The 16154-nt window shown below is 66.2% G+C and carries 9 protein-coding genes and 2 pseudogenes; 4 read left to right on the forward strand and 7 right to left on the reverse strand.

Annotation, left to right across the window (positions count from 1 at the left end):
* Both ACLP9N_RS15190 and ACLP9N_RS15195 read right to left on the reverse strand, forming a co-directional pair.
* Positions 1 to 6841: amino acid adenylation domain-containing protein (locus ACLP9N_RS15190; RefSeq protein ID WP_442408196.1), on the reverse strand; the 6841-nt coding region annotated here is incomplete at its 3' end.
* Positions 6842 to 6869: 28 nt separating this feature from the next.
* Positions 6870 to 7097 (reverse strand): MbtH family protein, encoded by a 228-nt coding sequence (locus tag ACLP9N_RS15195; protein WP_442408197.1) that lies wholly within the window; start codon positions 7095 to 7097, stop codon positions 6870 to 6872.
* 311 nt (positions 7098 to 7408) lie between these two features.
* Here ACLP9N_RS15195 and ACLP9N_RS15200 point away from each other — a divergent pair, with 311 nt between their 5' ends.
* A complete protein-coding gene (locus ACLP9N_RS15200) occupies positions 7409 to 8425 on the forward strand; it encodes a TIGR03617 family F420-dependent LLM class oxidoreductase (RefSeq protein ID WP_442408198.1) in 1017 nt (338 codons plus the stop codon).
* 25 nt (positions 8426 to 8450) lie between these two features.
* Here the strand turns inward: ACLP9N_RS15200 and ACLP9N_RS15205 are convergent.
* Positions 8451 to 10040 (reverse strand): annotated as a pseudogene (locus ACLP9N_RS15205) (PecA family PE domain-processing aspartic protease).
* Between the two features lie 200 nt (positions 10041 to 10240).
* Between ACLP9N_RS15205 and ACLP9N_RS15210 the strand changes: the two are divergent.
* Positions 10241 to 10933 carry a glycoside hydrolase gene (locus tag ACLP9N_RS15210; protein ID WP_442408199.1) on the forward strand — a complete coding sequence of 231 codons (693 nt, stop codon included), beginning with the start codon at positions 10241 to 10243 and terminating at the stop codon, positions 10931 to 10933.
* Positions 10934 to 10968: 35 nt separating this feature from the next.
* Here ACLP9N_RS15210 and ACLP9N_RS15215 read toward each other — a convergent pair whose 3' ends face one another.
* Together ACLP9N_RS15215 and ACLP9N_RS15220 are read right to left on the reverse strand one after the other, a co-directional pair.
* Positions 10969 to 11295: an STAS domain-containing protein gene (locus tag ACLP9N_RS15215; protein ID WP_442408200.1), complete on the reverse strand. Its 327-nt coding sequence runs from the start codon at positions 11293 to 11295 to the stop codon at positions 10969 to 10971.
* A pseudogene (locus ACLP9N_RS15220) lies at positions 11295 to 12971 on the reverse strand (ATP-binding SpoIIE family protein phosphatase); the annotation flags it as partial. The pseudogene ACLP9N_RS15220 and the gene ACLP9N_RS15215, both read right to left, overlap by 1 nt.
* Between ACLP9N_RS15220 and ACLP9N_RS15225 the strand changes: the two are divergent.
* Positions 12952 to 14010, forward strand: a complete 1059-nt coding sequence (locus tag ACLP9N_RS15225) for a PecA family PE domain-processing aspartic protease (RefSeq protein ID WP_442408201.1) — start codon at positions 12952 to 12954, stop codon at positions 14008 to 14010. The pseudogene ACLP9N_RS15220 and the gene ACLP9N_RS15225 sit on opposite strands and share 20 nt — an antisense overlap.
* Positions 14011 to 14026: 16 nt before the next feature.
* Here the strand turns inward: ACLP9N_RS15225 and ACLP9N_RS15230 are convergent, their stop codons facing one another.
* Complete coding sequence (locus tag ACLP9N_RS15230; protein ID WP_442408202.1) at positions 14027 to 14395, reverse strand: alpha/beta fold hydrolase; 369 nt, start codon at positions 14393 to 14395, stop codon at positions 14027 to 14029.
* 160 nt (positions 14396 to 14555) lie between these two features.
* Between ACLP9N_RS15230 and ACLP9N_RS15235 the strand changes: the two genes are divergently transcribed.
* Positions 14556 to 15512, forward strand: a complete 957-nt coding sequence (locus tag ACLP9N_RS15235) for a dipeptidase (RefSeq protein WP_442408203.1) — start codon at positions 14556 to 14558, stop codon at positions 15510 to 15512.
* A 20-nt stretch (positions 15513 to 15532) separates the two neighbouring features.
* Here the strand turns inward: ACLP9N_RS15235 and ACLP9N_RS15240 are convergent, their stop codons facing one another.
* The gene (locus tag ACLP9N_RS15240) at positions 15533 to 16069 is read right to left on the reverse strand and encodes a hypothetical protein (protein WP_442408205.1); all 537 of its coding nucleotides are present in this window, start codon (positions 16067 to 16069) and stop codon (positions 15533 to 15535) included.
* Positions 16070 to 16154 lie beyond the last annotated feature (85 nt).

Genomic DNA, 16154 nt, shown 5'->3' on the forward strand with positions numbered 1-16154 from the left:
CACCGGCCGCCCGCGCCCGCGCCACCACCTGCATCGACAGGATGCTGTCGCCGCCGAGATCGAAAAACGACTCCTCGACCCCGACTCGCTTCATGCCCAGCACCTCGGCGTAGATGTCGGCCAGGATCTCTTCGACCGGGGTTGAAGGGGCGCGATAGGCATCTATGTCGCCGTACTCGGGTGCCGGCAGCGCGCGTTTGTCGAGTTTGCCGTTGACCGTCAGCGGCAGCGCCTCGAGTGCCACCACCGCGGCCGGCACCAGGTACGACGGGAGGCGCTCGGCCAGTTCGGCGCGCAGCCGACCTGGATCCGCGGTTCCGGTGACGTAACCCACCAGACGCTTGTCGCCCGGGCGGTCCTCGCGGGCGATCACAACCGCCTGCGCTACCCCGTCCAGGCCGGTCAGAGCCGTGGCAACTTCACCGCACTCGATGCGATAGCCGCGAATCTTGACTTGTTCGTCGGCGCGGCCGAGGTAGTCCAGCTGGCCGTCGGAGCGCCACCGCACCAGATCCCCGGTGCGATACATGCGCTGTCCCGCCGCAAATGGACAGGCCACGAACCGCGACGCCGTCAACCCGGAGCGACGCCAATATCCGCTGCCCACGCCGCGACCCGACACGTACAACTCGCCGACGACCCCGGGCGGCACCGGCCGCAGCCACGCGTCCAGGACGAACAACGCCGCCCCGGCGACCGGCGAACCGATCGGCGGCGCTCCGGAGCCCGGCGGCCCCGCCTTTAGAGCCGTGCTCATCGACGCATAGATCGTTGTCTCGGTCGGGCCGTAGGCGTTGATCATCACCCGCCCGCGCGCCCAACTGTCCACCACCTCGGCCGGGCAGGCCTCACCAGCCACCACCAGCGCCGCCGATTCCAGACCCACCGGCGGCAACATTCTTACCGCCGAAGGGGTTTGGCTTACCACGTTGATTCGTTCGGCGGCCAGCAACGCGTGCAGATCGCTCGGCGAGCCGGCCACCTCGTCGGGCACCACCACCAGGCGGCCCCCGCCCAACAGCGCGCCCCAGATCTCCCACGCCGAGACGTCGAATGCATAGGAATGCCACTGGCTCACGCTGAAAGACGTTGATTCGCCGCCCGTTTCAAAGAAATTCGTGAGTTCGAAAAGTTGCGTGATGTTGTGGTGGGTGATGGCCACCCCCTTGGGCACACCGGTCGTGCCCGAGGTGTAGATGATGTAGGCGAGGTCATCGGGGGCCGGCGACGGCAGGGCCGTGCACGGGGGGCCGGGGATCCGGGGATCGTCCACGAAGATCACCGGCAGGTCACAGCCGTCAAGCCGGAAACCCAACTCTGCGACGGTGATCGCGGCCACCGGCGCGGCGTCGGCGAGCATGAACGCCACCTGCGCCGACGGAAGCGAGGGGTCGATCGGCAGATAGGCCGCGCCGGCTTTGAGTACCGCCGCCATGGCCACGACAGCGTGCGCTGAACGCGAGAACAGCAGCGCCACACAGGAACCGGGGCCCACGCCATGGCCGGTCAGCGACTGCGCCAACCGGGTGGACGCCTCGTCGAACTCCCGATAGGTCATCGAGAGATCCCCGAAGCTCAGCGCGACCGCGTCGGGGGTGCGCTCGACTTGCACGGCCAACGCCGCCGGGATCGACAGCGCGGGTGGCGCGGGCTGCGTGAGCACCGCCCTGTTGCCCCAACCGTCGACCCTGGTGTGCTCACCCTCGTCGAGCAGATCCACTGTCGACAACCGCAGCGCGGGATCGACCGTCAACGCGACCAGAATCCGCTGGAGCCGCTCGACCAAGGCGGCGATGCTCGCGGTGTCGAAGACGTCGGTCCGGAATTCCACCGTCCCACCGATCCCGGCGTACTCACCGGTGCCGGTGCTGCGTTCGCTAAGGGAAAAAACCAAATCCATTCGTGCGGTCTGGGTTTCGATCGGCATCGGGGTGGCCCGCGCGTCGCCCAGGCTCAGCTCACCGGGGGCGTTGCTCTGCCAGGCCAGCAAGACCTGGATCAACGGATGGTGGTTCAGCGAGCGCGGGGGCTGCAGCCGATCGACCAGCACCTCGAACGGCACGTCCTGATGCTCGTAGGCCGCCAGGCTGCGCTGTCGCACCTGGGCCAGCAATTCGGCGAAGGTCGGGTCCCCGGCCAGGTCTACCCGCAACACCAGGGTGTTGACGAAGAAACCCACCAGCTTGTCCAGCGCGGGATCACCGCGACCGGCGATCGGGAATCCCACCGCCACGTCAGCACTGCCACTCAGCCGAGACAACAGCACCGCCAGCGCCGCCTGAATCACCATGAAACTCGTCGAATTATGCTCGCGGGCAACCGAAGCCACCCGTTGCTGCAGCGTCGCCGACCACTCCACCGCCACACTCGCGCCCCGGTGGTCGGCCACCAACGGATACGGCCGATCGGTCGGCAGTTCCAGGCGCTCGGGCATTCCCGCCAGGGCCCGCTCCCAGTAGGCCAGCTGTCCGGCTGCGCTGCCGGCAGGCTCCTGCAGGTCACCCAACCGCGCGCGCTGCCAGAGGGTGTAGTCGGCGTACTGCACCGGCAGCGCGGCCCACCCCGGGGCCTGCCCCGCGCACCAGCTCGCATAGGCCGCGCCCAAATCGGCGGCCAGCACACCGATCGACCAGCCGTCCGCGGCGATGTGGTGGATCACGGCCACCAGCACGTGTTCGGAGACGCTGACACGGAAAAGTCTTGCCCGCAAAGGTATCTCGGCAGCCAAATCGAACGTGTCGCGGGCCGCCTCCTCGGCGGCCGCACGCAGCCGGGCGGCCGACCAGCTGCCCGCGTCGACGACCTCCCAGCCGAAGTCCGCCCGCTCCGCGTGTACGACGACCTGCTGGGGTATCCCCGCCGTAGCCGGATAGATGGTGCGCAGGCTTTCATGCCGGCCCACGACATCAGCCAGCGCCGCACCCAGCGCCTCGGTGTTCAGCTGCCCGGTGAAGCGCAGCGCGACCGGCATGTTGTAGACGGGCGACGGACCCTCCAGCTGGTCGATGATCCACAACCGGCCTTGGGCGAACGACAACGGGACCACCGCGGGCCGCTCCGCCGCGACCAGCGGCGCCAACCGACCGGAACCGCCGTCGACACGAGATGCCAACCGCGCGATCGTCGGCGCATCGAACAGGGAGCCCACCTTGAGGCCGACGTCCAAGGCTGTGTTGGCTGCGGCGACCACGCGCATCGCCAGCAGCGAATCCCCGCCGAGGTCGAAGAACGAGTCGTCGACACCCACGCGCTCGATGCCCAGGACGCGGGCGTAGATGCCAGCCAGGATGTCCTCAATCAGGGTGGACGGGGCGCGGTAACGATCATCGTCGTGGTATTCCGGCACCGGCAGGGCGCGGGTGTCGAGTTTGCCGTTGACCGTCAGCGGGAGCGCCTCAACCGCGACCACCGCGGCCGGCACCATATAGGCGGGCAGCCGCTCGGCCACCAGCTCGCGCAGCGCGCCCGGGTCCGCGGTGCCGGTGATGTAACCCACCAGGCGCTTGTCCCCGGGACGGTCCTCGCGGGAGATCACCACCGCCTGCTCCACGCCAGGCAACCCAGCCAGCGCCGCCTGGATCTCGCCGGGTTCAATGCGGTATCCGCGTAGCTTGACCTGCTCGTCCGCGCGCCCCACGTAAGCCAACTGCCCATCGGCGCGCCAGCACACCAGGTCCCCGGTGCGATACATACGTTTTCCCGGTGTTCCGGCCAGGCCGAACGGGCAGGCGACAAACCGCGACGCCGTTAGGCCCGTTCGGCGCACATACCCGACGCCCACGCCGGCGCCGGCCACGTACAACTCACCGACCACACCGGGCGGCACCGGCCGCAACCACCCGTCCAGCACGAACAAGGCCGCCCCCGCCACCGGCGCACCGATCGGCGGCACCCCCGAACCCGCCGGCCTCGGCTTTAAAGGCGCGCTGAGCGCCACATAGATGGTGGTTTCCGTCGGCCCGTAGGCGTTGATCATCACTCGCCCCGGCGCCCACCGATCCACCACCTCGGCCGGACATGCCTCGCCGCCGACCAGTAATGCCGCGAACTCCAGCCCCTCCACGGACAACGCGCCTACCGCAGAGGGAGTCTGGGTGATCACGTTGACCCGTTGCGAGACCAGCAGTTCGTGGAAATCGCTCGGCGAGCCCGCCACCGCCTCGGGCACCACTACCAGCCGGCCGCCACGCAACAGCGCGCCCCAGATCTCCCACACCGAAAAGTCGAAGACATAGGAATGACATTGCGTCCAAACCTGCTCCGAGGGCGCCGGAAGGCCCGCGTCCAACGACGCAATCAGCTGCGTCAGGTTGCGGTGGGTGATGGCCACGCCCTTGGGCACACCGGTGGTGCCCGAGGTGTAGATGACATACGCAATGCCGTCGGCCAACGGCGCGGGCAAGCCCGTGCACGGATAGCCGGCGATGAGCGGGTGGGCGATGTCAATGACGATCAGGTCGTGCCCGTCCAGCCGCTCACGCAGCGCAGCGGTGGTGACCGCGGCCGCCGGCGCGGCATCCCCGAGCACGAAGTCGGTCCGCGCCGCCGGCTGGCCCGGGTCCAGCGGCAGATAAGCCGCCCCGGTCTTCAGCACCGCCAAGATCGCGACGATCGCATGCGCCGAACGCTCAAACAGCAACGCCACACACGTGCCCGGGCCCACGCCGCGGTCAACCAGCAAGCGCGCCAACCGGTTCGACGCCTCCTCGACGTCCCGGTAGGTCCACGACTCGACCCCATACACCAGCGCCACCGCCTCGGGCGTGCGCGCCACCTGCCCGGCAAACACCTCCGGAATCGACACCCCAGGAGGCGCGGCCCGGGTCAACGCCGACCGGTTACCCCAGCCTTCCAGCCGGACCCGCTCACCCTCGTCGAGCAGATCCAATGACGACACCCGGGCCACCGGATCGGCCGTCACCGCGACCAACACTTTTTCGAAACGCCGGATGAGCGCCTCGATGCTGGCCGCGTCAAACACATCGGTGCGGAATTCCACCGTCCCGCCGATGCCCTCGGGCGCACCGCTGTCGGTGAAACGTGCGGCCAGGGAGAACACCAGGTCCATGCGGGCGGTGTGGGTGTCAAGCGGCATGGGGCTTGCTTGCAGATCACCCAGGGCCAGCCCGGCGGCGGGGTCGTCATATGGCCAGGTGAAGTTCTGCCAGGCCAACATCACCTGGATCAGGGGGTGATGGGTCCGCGATCGGGGCGGGTTGAGCCGATCGACGAGCGCCTCGAAGGGCACATCCTGGTGCTCGTAGGCGGCGAGGCTTCGCTTCCGCACCTGGGCGAGCAGTTCGGTGAAGGTCGGATTCCCGGCCAGGTCGACCGGCAACACCAGGCTGTTGACGAAAAAACCAATCAGGCCGTCGAGCGCGGGATCGCCGCGGCCGGCGATCGGGAATCCCACTGCCACGTCAGTGCTGCCGCTCAGCCGAGACAGCAGCGCGGCGAGCGCCGCCTGAACCACCATGAAGCTGGTCGAATTGTATTCGCGGGCGACACTTCCCACTCGCTGTTGCAAGTCGGCCGACCATTCCACCGCAACGCTGGCGCCGCGGTGATCGGCAACCAATGGATAGGGCCGATCGGTTGGAAGCGCCAGGCGCTCGGGCATCCCCGCCAGCGCCTCTTCCCAGTACCCGACTTGGGCGGCCAGGGGGCTGTTTCGGTCCGCCAGATCACCGAGGTTCTGCCGTTGCCATAGCGCGTAATCGACGTACTGCACCGGCAATTCAGCCCAGCCCGGGCCCCGCCCCGCGCACCGGTTGACATAGGCCGCGCCCAGGTCGGCGGCCAGCACACCGATCGACCAGCCGTCTCCGGCGATGTGGTGCACCGTGATCAGCAGCACGTGCTCCTGGTCGGTGACGCGGAAAAGCCTGGCCCGGAAGGGGATTTCGGTTGCCAGGTCAAAACAGATGCGCGCCGCTTCTTCGATGGTCTGGCTCAGCCGGGCCGCCTGCCATCCGGTCGCATCGACGACTCCCCAGCCGAAGTCGGCGCGGTCGGGCGAGACGATCAGCTGCTGAGGTATCCCCTCGGCCGCCGAAAACACCGTGCGCAGACTCTCGTGGCGGCCCACCAAATCAACTAGCGCCGCATCCAGCGCTTCGACATCCAGCTGCCCCCGCAGGCGCAGCGCCACTGACCTGTTGTAAACCGGTGAGGGCCCCTGCAATTGGGCGATGAACCAGAGCCGGCTTTGAGCGAACGACAACGGAACCACCGCAGGCCGTTGCGCAGCCACCAACGGCTTGAGGCCGCCCGAGTTCCCGTCAATGCGCGATGCCAACTGGGCGATCGTCGGCGCGTTGAAGAGGGCGCCTACCTTGAGATCGACATCGAGGGCCGCGTTGACCGCGGTGATCGCCCGCATCGCCGACAGCGAATCCCCACCCAAATCGAAAAACGACTCATCGACCCCGACCCGCTCGACACCGAGCAGGCGAGCGAAGATGTCGTGCAGGACCTGCTTGATGCGGGGATCGATGGGAATCTCCGGTGCCGGCAGGGCGCGGGTGTCGATTTCGTTGTCGCCCGTCAACGGCAACGCTTCCAGCACCACCACCTCGGCCGGAATCATGTAGGACGGCAACCGCTCTGCCAGCCCGGCGCGCGCCCCGGCGGGGTCGACCGTTCCGACGGCCGACTCGGTGACATAGCCAACCAGGCGCTGCTCGCCAGGGCGGTCCTCGCGGACGATCACCACCGCCCGATCCACGCCCGCCAGCTCCGCTAGCGCCGCCCGAACTTCACCCAGCTCGACGCGGTAGCCGCGGATCCTGACCTGCTCATCAGCACACCCCGCATGCGGTGGCTGCCCATTGCGTTTCATCCGACCGCCGACCCGGACGGCTCACAAATCAGGAGTCGGTGCCCTGCTGCGCCAACCTTTCGCGCAGACTCTTCGGGCGGATATCGGTCCAGTTCTGTTCGATATATTCCAGGCACGCGGCCCGGCCCGCTTCGCCGAAAACCACCCGCCAACCGGCCGGAACATCGGCAAAAACCGGCCACAGGCTGTGTTGCTCCTCGTCGTTGACCAAGACGAAGAAGCTACCGTTGTCGTCGTCGAATGGATTGATGCTCACTCGTTCTCCTTACCGCCTACTCGAGATGGGTCAAGGGCCAGACCAGCGAGCGCGGAACCGTAGAATGCTGTCTCCAGATCACGGACCGGCGACGTCAACATAGCACCAGCAACCTTGAATTCGGGGGCCTTCCGCGTTGCTATCGGTCCCGTCAGGACCACAGAGACGCGGGTCGGCTGCACCACGCGGCCGACTTCACCCAGGCTGCGGCACGCCGCTTGCGCCACGATCGCGAAGTTCTTGCGGAATTCTTGCGTCCGCTCGTTGAGGCTTAGGGGGCGCTAGGGCTCTCTAAGGGGTACCGTTCGACGGTGCAGGTCGACGTGATGGCAGTTCCGCAGCCGTTAGGGCAGATCGGCGACATCGCCCGCCGTACCAAGGCATCTGGGTTCTCCGGTCTTCTTCTCACCGAGACTGGCCGTACCGCGTATCTCAACGCCGCTGTGGCAGCTCAGGCCGCACCCGGTCTCGAACTCTCGACCGGCGTTGCGGTCGCCTTTCCGCGCAGTCCGTTCGTTACGGCGGCGACGGCGTGGGAACTCCAAGAGGCGACGAGCGGGAAGTTCCGGCTGGGTCTTGGCACGCAGGTTCGCACGCATGTCGTGCGGCGGTACGGGATGACCTTCGATCGTCCAGGCCCCCGTCTGCGCGACTACGTGCGCGCCGTGAAGGCGTGTTTCGCCGCGTTCCGGACGGGGACGCTCGATCACCACGGCGAGTTTTACGACCTCGACTTCATCACTCCGCAGTGGAGTCCGGGACCCATCGACGCGCCCGACCCCAAGGTCGACGTCGCCGCGGTGAATCCGTGGATGCTGCGGATGGCCGGCGAGGTGGCCGACGGAGTTCACGTCCATCCGCTCGGTGAACCCGGATATCTCGCGCGCCACGTCGTGCCGAATATCGCTGCCGGAGCACAAAAATCGAGACGGTCACCGTCGGACCTCGCGGTCATCGTGCCCGCCATGACGATCGTCGGCGACACCGAAGAAGAACGCCGCAACGAGCGTGAACTCGCGCGAGCCAGCATGAGCTTCTATGCAAGCACGCCCAACTACGCATTTATCTTGGACGAGGCCGGATTCGAGGGTACGACCGCCCGTCTGCGTGAGAAGCAGAAGGCCGGTGACTTCAAAGGCATGGCGGCCCAGATCACCGACGATCACCTCGCCACCTTCGCCACCGAGTCGACGTGGGACGGTTTGGCAGACGCGCTCGTCGACAAATACGAAGGAATCGCAACTCGCATCGTCTTTTACAACGCCCTCGCCGATCGCGAGCGCTTCGAGCGATATGGCGAAGTCGCGGAACGCATATCGGCCCGCTGACCCGTTTTGACCGGAAAGTCGCGCGTCAGGTGTCGAAGGTTGTCGTCCCGTCGCCGCTGGGGCTGTACGAGATGTAAACCGGTCCCAACGCGAAGGGCGTATTGCCGGTATTCATCTGGTCCCCTGAGATAACCGTTGGGCTGTTCGCCGCGGTCGTCGTGTATGAGTACAGCAGCGTGTGACCGTCGCTGGTGTAGACCGAAATGGTTGTTCCCGCCGGCACCGATCTGCAGGCCTGCCCGGTCCCAAGGGATGACGGGAGGTAGCCCTGCTAACCACCACTATCCATGACGGCGGAAACGGCTTGTACAGGCCCGTTGTTGATCGATACGTCTAGGGTGGTAAAGGGCGCTCCGACGACCGGGGCTCCGGCGGGTAGCGGGTTGGGACCGAACTGCAAGTAACCCTGGGGTTCGTTGAAGAGCACACCCTGGTTGAGGTTGCCCGGCATCTCACCTAGGGCCGTCGTGACACTGCTGGGGCCCGGGGCCGCCGCGTTCGGCCCGATGCCCAAAATGCCGTCTGCGTAACCGTAAGTCTCGCCCGCGAGCATGAAGTTCAACCCGTCGGCAGAGATCGGGATCGTCAGGACGGGGATGTTAACGCTCGTCGGCGCGGAGACGATGCCATTCCCGAAATTCACTGTCGTTTGAAACGTGCAGCAGATGATGATCACCCCCGAGCCGTAAGCGACACCGGTAACCCCGGTGGGGAGACCGAGACCCGCAATTCCGATGTCCCGCAGGGGGATAACAAGGCCTTCGGATCCGGTGTCAACCACGACGGGCACACTCCGCCCGCCGTTGACGGAGATGTCGATCGCCGGCTCAACGCCATGAAGGATCTGCAACGGTGCGGTTCCCGGTGGACCAGCGCCAACGGCCCCGGTGCTGCCGAACAGCGAGCCGCCGCTGCCGCCGACGCCGCCATGGACGCCATTTATGCCGGCACCCCCCGCACCCCCGTTGCCGATCAATCCCGTGCCACCGCCGGTTCCGCCTGCTCCGCCACTGCCAGCCTGCCCGCCGGTTCCGCCGTTACCGAACAGCCAGCCACCGCGACCACCAGCCCCACCATTTGCGCCTGCTCCGCCGGCGCCCCCGCGGCCCCCATTGCCGATCAGCCCCGCAGCACCACCAGCCCCGCCGGCCATTCCGGGGGCTGTGCCCGCACCGCCCGCCCCGCCGTTGCCATACAGCAATCCGCCGGCCCCGCCGGGCTGACCGGGGCCCCCGTTCGCGCCGTTGCCGATCAGCGGGCGGCCCCACAGCGCCTCGGCGGGCGTATTGAGCGCATCCAACGCGCCCTGTTCAACAGCCTGCAGGGGCGAAGTGTTCGCGGCCTCCGAGGCCAGATACGACCCCGCCCCTGAGTTCAGCGCCCGCACAAACTGTTGATGAAACGCGCTGGCCTGCAGGCTAACCGTGTGAAACAGCTGACCGTGCCCGGCTAAGTGCGCCGCCACGGCCGTCGATACCTCATCGGCGCCGGCAGCGACCAGCCCAGTGGTCGACACCGCGGCCGCCGTGCGCGCCGCGTTCAGCTCCGAATCGATACTGACCAAATCGGCTGCCGCCGACTGCAAGAGGTCGGGAACCACGGCCAGAAGTGACACGCCGCCCTCCTTCGCGTCGACATCCGACCGACGTGGGCATACAGCGTAACCAGATGCCTGCCTGTGTAACGCGGGAACCGTGATTGGCGGTGCAAAGCCGCCCATACGGCCTCGACCAGCCGAGGTGGGCGCAACATTTTGCCGCGCCAGAGATGACGAAGTTCGCCACACGCGTCGCACGCGACACTAAAGTGCTGTTCGTGGGCAAAGGCGCGTTAGTCAAGAGCCGGGGCCGCTGGTCTGCGGTGGTGGCCTCGCTCATCGCGTCTGCCGCCATGATCTACGCCCAAGTCACCGAGCCTCACGCACAGGCCCCAGAGCCTCAGAGCCGCGTTGAAACCACACGAGTGAATCCGCCGCCAGGCCCGGGACCTGCACCGGCCAGTGGACCACACGTCGCCAGTCCCGCGGAGGTGGAGTCGTTGGCCGCCAGCGCTCCTGCCGCTGCCCAGCAGTTCCAGGTCGCGCTACCCGCCGGCGTCGCGTCGGAGGACAGGTTGCAGGTCAAGACCATTTGGGCGGCGCGTGCCATCAGCTTGCTGTTTCCGCAGATCAAAACCATCTATGGGTACCGGCAAGATCCCTTGCCGTGGCATCCCAACGGGTTGGCGATCGACGTGATGATCCCGGACCATGGCACCCCCGAAGGCATCGAGCTCGGCAACCAAATCGCCGGCTATGCGTTGGCGAACGCCAAGCGATGGGGAATCAACCATGTGATCTGGCGGCAGAAAATCTACCTGGGCCCCGCTTCTGGGAGCTGGACGGCCGACCTTGGGTCAGAAACCGCCAACCACTACGACCACGTTCATATCGCCACCGACGGCGGCGGATACCCAACCGGGCACGAAACCTACTACATCGGATCGATGAGCCCCGCTCCGCCGGAGTAATCGCCCTGTCGCACAACAGGATCGTTGCGACTCGGTCAGGGTTGCACTGCGGGCGGCGCACATTCGACGGTGACCAATTCGGACAAGCCGCTGATGGTGAGGACGGGCATCAGGAGTGGGTGGGCGACAAGACGGATGTGGTCGGCGCGGGTGAACAAGGCATTGATGGCGGCGCTGTCCAAGTACTCCACAGCGGTGAGGTCGACAGTGAGCGTTCCCCCGCTGCGAGCGACCTCGGCCGTGGCGGCGCTGAGGGCTTGGTCGAATGCGTCGACGTTGCTCAAGTCGATTTCCCCCGCTGCGATCAGCATGAGCTTCCCGTCGGAACAGCGCGCGGTGTCGAGGGTGAGCGACGTGGGCATCATGTGATCCTCGCGGATAGGTGAACTGTGGTCCCGGTTGTGTCGGGATTGATGGTCACGTCGTGCATGAGGCCTCGCATGAGAGTGATACCGCGACCGCGATGGGCATTGGCGGCCGGTTGCGGCGTCTTCCACGAGCCGGTGTCGGTGATGGTCAACTGCACCTGGTCGACCAGCGCGGTCGCGTCCAGACGAATTGTGCCCTCCGGACTTTGGCGGTGTCCGTGCTCGATGGCGTTGGCGACGGCTTCTCCGGCGGCAATGAGCACCTTCATAGTCTCGCCCGGGTTCACCCCAACTCGTTTCAACCAGCTGCGTAAGGCCATGCGGGTCGTGGCGACCTGACTGATGTGGGCGGGAAACTTCAGCTCCAGTGGGGCGGGATGCCGGTAGAGCAGGAGCGCAATGTCATCCTCATAGCCGCCACTCGGCGCGAGACGGGACATGATCTGGTTCGCCAAGTCATCCAGCGGGGACTCGAGGCCCTCTTGAACGAAGGCAGCAGCGCGGGCGATGCCGACGTCCAGTGGAATGCGGCGGCGCTCGACCAGACCGTCGGTGTAGAGCAGCAGGGTGGCGCGCGCCGGCAGAGTCACGCTGGCTTCGGGGCGGGACCGGTGGGGGCGTATTCCCAATGCAATGGTGTGGCCATCGTCGAGCAACTGGGTGGTCCCGTCGGCGTGCACCAGGATTGGCGGCGGGTGCCCGGCGCTGGAGTACATGAGTTCACCGGTGTCGGGGTTGAGCACCGCGCAGACGGCGGTGGTGCATTGGGCGCCGGGCAACCGTGCGGCGAAGCGGTCCAGCCACTCGAGAGCGGTAGCGGGACTGGGGTTTTGGAAAAGCAGCGCACGGCAGGCGCTGCGCACCTGTCCCATCACGGTGGCGGCGACCAGCCCATGGCCGACACAGTCGCCGACGATCAACGCGATCCGGCCATCCTCCAACGCCACGACGTCATACCAGTCACCGCCCACTTGCAGAGGCCGCGCGGCGGCCTGATAGCGCACCGCGAACCCGTGCGGCAGATGAGCGGGACCAAGGATGGCGTGTTGCAGCGCAAGCGCTGTTTCCCGCTGCTGGTCAACCTGGTGCACCCGCTGTAGGCCCTGGCCGAGGCGACCGGCCAGCACGGTGAGCAGGGTCTGGTCCTCGAGGGTGAATGGCCGTTCTTCCGCCAGATCGATCCAGACGACGAGCACGCCGTCGGGATGCTGCAGTGCAATGGCCGCCGCCCCGGGCTTTGTGGTGTTGGGGGTGAGTAGGTCGCCGTCGCGCAATGAGCCCAGCATCTGCCGGGTGTGGGATGGCAGGTCGAACCACTGCGCGGGCTCGCCGACTGACACCAGCCGTGGTGCGCCGGACGCGGCTTCCGCGTAGGAAATGTGGGCGGGGAAGGTCACGGCAAGGACGCGGCGTGCTCGCCAGAGTCGACGCAGTTCCTCGGCTGCGGCGTGCACGGCGTCATCGACAGTGTCGGCTTGCGCGAGTTCCTGGTTGAGCGCATGTTCGCGACCTGCCGCCAACGCCAATGCAATCGCCGCGTGTCGGGCGAAGTCACTAACGAGCTCGAGGTAATCGTTGCCGAACGGCGGGTGCTGCGGGTCGCGCGCCACAGCGATCACACCAAGCACCGCGTCGTCCGCAATCAGCGGCATGACGATCGCCGAACGTTGGGCCGCTGGCGCTGGTACGCCGGTGAACGCGACCGTCCCGCTGCACCAGATGACCGAAGCCGGTGTGAATTCAGGGTCTATCGAAGAGATGGTGGACATCTCGGTCAACGGCGGGCGAAGTGTGCCCGTGATCGTTGACACCGGATCAGCCGGTCTTGTCATCCCCATCACCGACGTCGGACTACAGCACCTCGGCCTGCCCACCGGGTTCAATCACGTCACGTACGGCGAACCCGGCTCCGGGAATTTCAAGACCGATTACTACCTCACGTTTGACACGACGGTGAATTTCGGGAATGGGATCGTCACCACGCCGATCAACGTTCACGTCCCCATCTTCACGAGTCGCAGCATCAGCTTGAGCCTGGCCCATCCCATCGAAATTCCGCTCCCCGCACCGCTCTCCCCCATCGAGATCACGAAATTACCGACTTTCATATGGGCGTTTCCTGACGTGCCCCCCTTTACCAACTACGGTGAAAGCGGTACCGGCATTTTGGGTATTGGCCCGAACGCGTTAGGCCCGAACCCCAGCCCTGTGACCGCGTCGTTGCCGGGCCAACTGAATGAGGGCGTGCTCATAAACGCAACTAGCCCCACGGCAGGTTACCTGGAGTTCGGTCCCAACCCGCTGACGCCCATTGCCAACGCCTCGGTTCCGGGCTTGCCTTTGACCACCGTGGAGGTATCAGTCAATGGCGCACCGCCGCAACCCGTTTCCACGGCTATCGATTCGGGTGGTCAGTACGGAGCCCTCCCGGCATCCCTCGTCGGGAACGACACCGTCCCGATAACCGTCGATTTCTTGTCGCTCGGCGAAACGGTGCCGGCCGGAACAACTATTTCCGTCTACACCAGCGACGGTGCGACGCTGCTGTATTCGTATACGACGACGGCATCGACCGGCCCGCTGGTCACGTCAACTGACCCTTCTGGCTACGGGGCGTTTAATACGGGGGCTGTGCCCTTTGTAGAGGAACCGGTGTACATCTCGAATAGCCCCAACGGCGTCGGGACGACAATCTTTGATCAACCCTGACGTGAGGCAGCTGGCTTCATTGATGGGTCGCCCAGTGCTGGCGCAGCAGTGGCAGGAATTCTGCGGCGCGTTCATCGGGGAAGTGCATCCGCGCGCCATCAAGCGCGACGACTGTGGTGGTACCGGCGATCAGGTCGGCAAGGCGCTGCGCCCACTTGAGGGGGAAGAACAGGTCGTCGGTTCCCCACACGAGGAGTGTGGGCACCTTGAGTTGGGCCAGTCGGGGTCTTACCGCGGCCAGGTCGGCCGACGATATGGCTGCCGCCAGGCGAGCGAAAGCCCGGGAGGATTCGAGTGTTCCGAAGACGGGACCGCAGTAGGCGTCGACCACGTCATGCGGAAGTCGACCCGGGTGGCGATAGCCGGCAGTTAGCCCACGCAGCATGAGCCCACGGCTGGCGGCGATGCGTGGCCCGGTACACCGCGATCCACCAGGTCATGTTCGGCCTGCGCCGCAGCAAAGGCGGGTAATGACGCGGGATGGTCAGACGTTCAGCGCGGATCGGTTCCCAGCTCGTGGGCCCGATGATGCAGGATCGGTATTCATGACCTCACTTCTGTGGGACCAGCATCTGTGCCTGCCGCTGCAGGCCGACACCGATGTCGCTCCCCTGGCCCGCTACCTGCGTGCCGGCGGCGCATTCGTATCGGTCAACGCAGGGTATTCGCCCCATAGCCTCGATGACACGCTGGCGTTGCTGCGGCACTACCGTGGCGCGGTCGAGGCCCACCCGGACTTGGAGCTGGCAGCCAACGTAGACGATGTCGCTGCAATCACCAGCGGCGGCCGAATCGCGGTGGTCTTCGATCTCGAGGATTCGCGTCCGCTCGACGACGATCTCAATAACCTCGCCGTTCTGGCCGACCTTGGGGTGCGCACGCTGTTGCCCACCTACAACCGCGCCAACCGAGCCGGCAGCGGATGTCTGGACACCATCGATGGTGGCCTTACTCCGTGGGGGCGTTCGATCGTCAATGAGATGAACGGGGTCGGCATCGTTCCCGACGGCTCTCACTGCAGCGCTCGCACGGGACTAGACATGTGCGAGATCTCCACCGGTCCAGTGATTTACAGTCATTCATGCATGCGCGCGATCTGGGATCACCCGCGCAACATCAGCGACGACCAAGCCCGCGCCTGCGCGGCCACCGGCGGTGTTATCGGAATCACCGGCGTCGGTATCTTCCTGGGACCCAACTCGCCCACGCTTGAGGCGATGACTCGGCACCTGGAGTACGCAGTCGACCTGGTCGGCATCGACCACGTCGGTGTCAGCAGTGACTTCTCTTTTGACGCAGCCGATTTCATCGACGAGCTCACCCGCAACCCGGACATGTTTGACGACAGCTACACGCGTTGGGGACCGATCCAGTGGATGGCGCCCGAGACGTTGCTTACGCTCGGCGGGCACCTCGACAGGCGTGGTTGGAGCGACGATGACATCCGCGCCGTCCTCGGCGGCAACTTCTTTCGGGTGGCTCAACAGGCTTGGCGCAAATAAGCTACCCGGCCGGGTCGAACTCAGAGCCAGCCGGTGCGGGCGGCAGCAACAGGCTCAGGAGGGGACGGTGCCAATTCCCCGTCGCGGACGCCGTCGAGCATCCGTTTCACCGCGGCGACAATCTCCGGGGCTGCCGCGGCAAGTCCAGCCTTATCAGTTTCGGTGACCTCATCTGGATCGACGCCTGCCCTGGTCAGCACGGCGGCCGGGTCGGCCAGCTGATCGGCCAGCCAAGCCAGCGGGTCGGCTGACAGCTCGGGGACGAAGTGCCGGCGTCCGGGTTCCCAACCGTTGAAACGGGGGTGGTGATGGGCCCGGTCCAGCGTCCCGGGCGGGCTCTCTGTGGACCCGAAAATGTCCACCCGCCACACCGGGCGGGTGAAGGCAATCGGGACGCCGGCGTAGATCGACCCCTGGGGCTCGTCCCGGTCGACGAGGCGAAGTTCGAGTCTTACGCCCCGCTCCGGGGTTTCTTGACCAGCGAGCGGGGCCGGATCGACGAAATACATGTCCCCGACCACTACACCCAGGGCTTCGAATCCGAACGCTGCGAGCATCGCGTACCTTTCCTTATTTCTCCTTCAGCGTAGACCGAGGCAGTCCCTCTCGCACCGACCTGGAACGCAGACGTTTGAGACCGAC

The sequence above is a fragment of the Mycobacterium sp. genome (genome assembly GCF_052144515.1).
Taxonomy (GTDB): domain Bacteria; phylum Actinomycetota; class Actinomycetes; order Mycobacteriales; family Mycobacteriaceae; genus Mycobacterium.

Coding starts and splice junctions, on each gene's coding strand:
- ACLP9N_RS15215 (WP_442408200.1), bottom strand. CDS start 11,295: ATGCCCACGTCGCTCACCCTCGACACCGCGCGCTGTTCCGACGGGAAG.
- ACLP9N_RS15225 (WP_442408201.1), top strand. CDS start 12,952: ATGACGATCGCCGAACGTTGGGCCGCTGGCGCTGGTACGCCGGTGAAC.
- ACLP9N_RS15230 (WP_442408202.1), bottom strand. CDS start 14,395: ATGCTGCGTGGGCTAACTGCCGGCTATCGCCACCCGGGTCGACTTCCG.
- ACLP9N_RS15235 (WP_442408203.1), top strand. CDS start 14,556: ATGACCTCACTTCTGTGGGACCAGCATCTGTGCCTGCCGCTGCAGGCC.
- ACLP9N_RS15240 (WP_442408205.1), bottom strand. CDS start 16,069: ATGCTCGCAGCGTTCGGATTCGAAGCCCTGGGTGTAGTGGTCGGGGAC.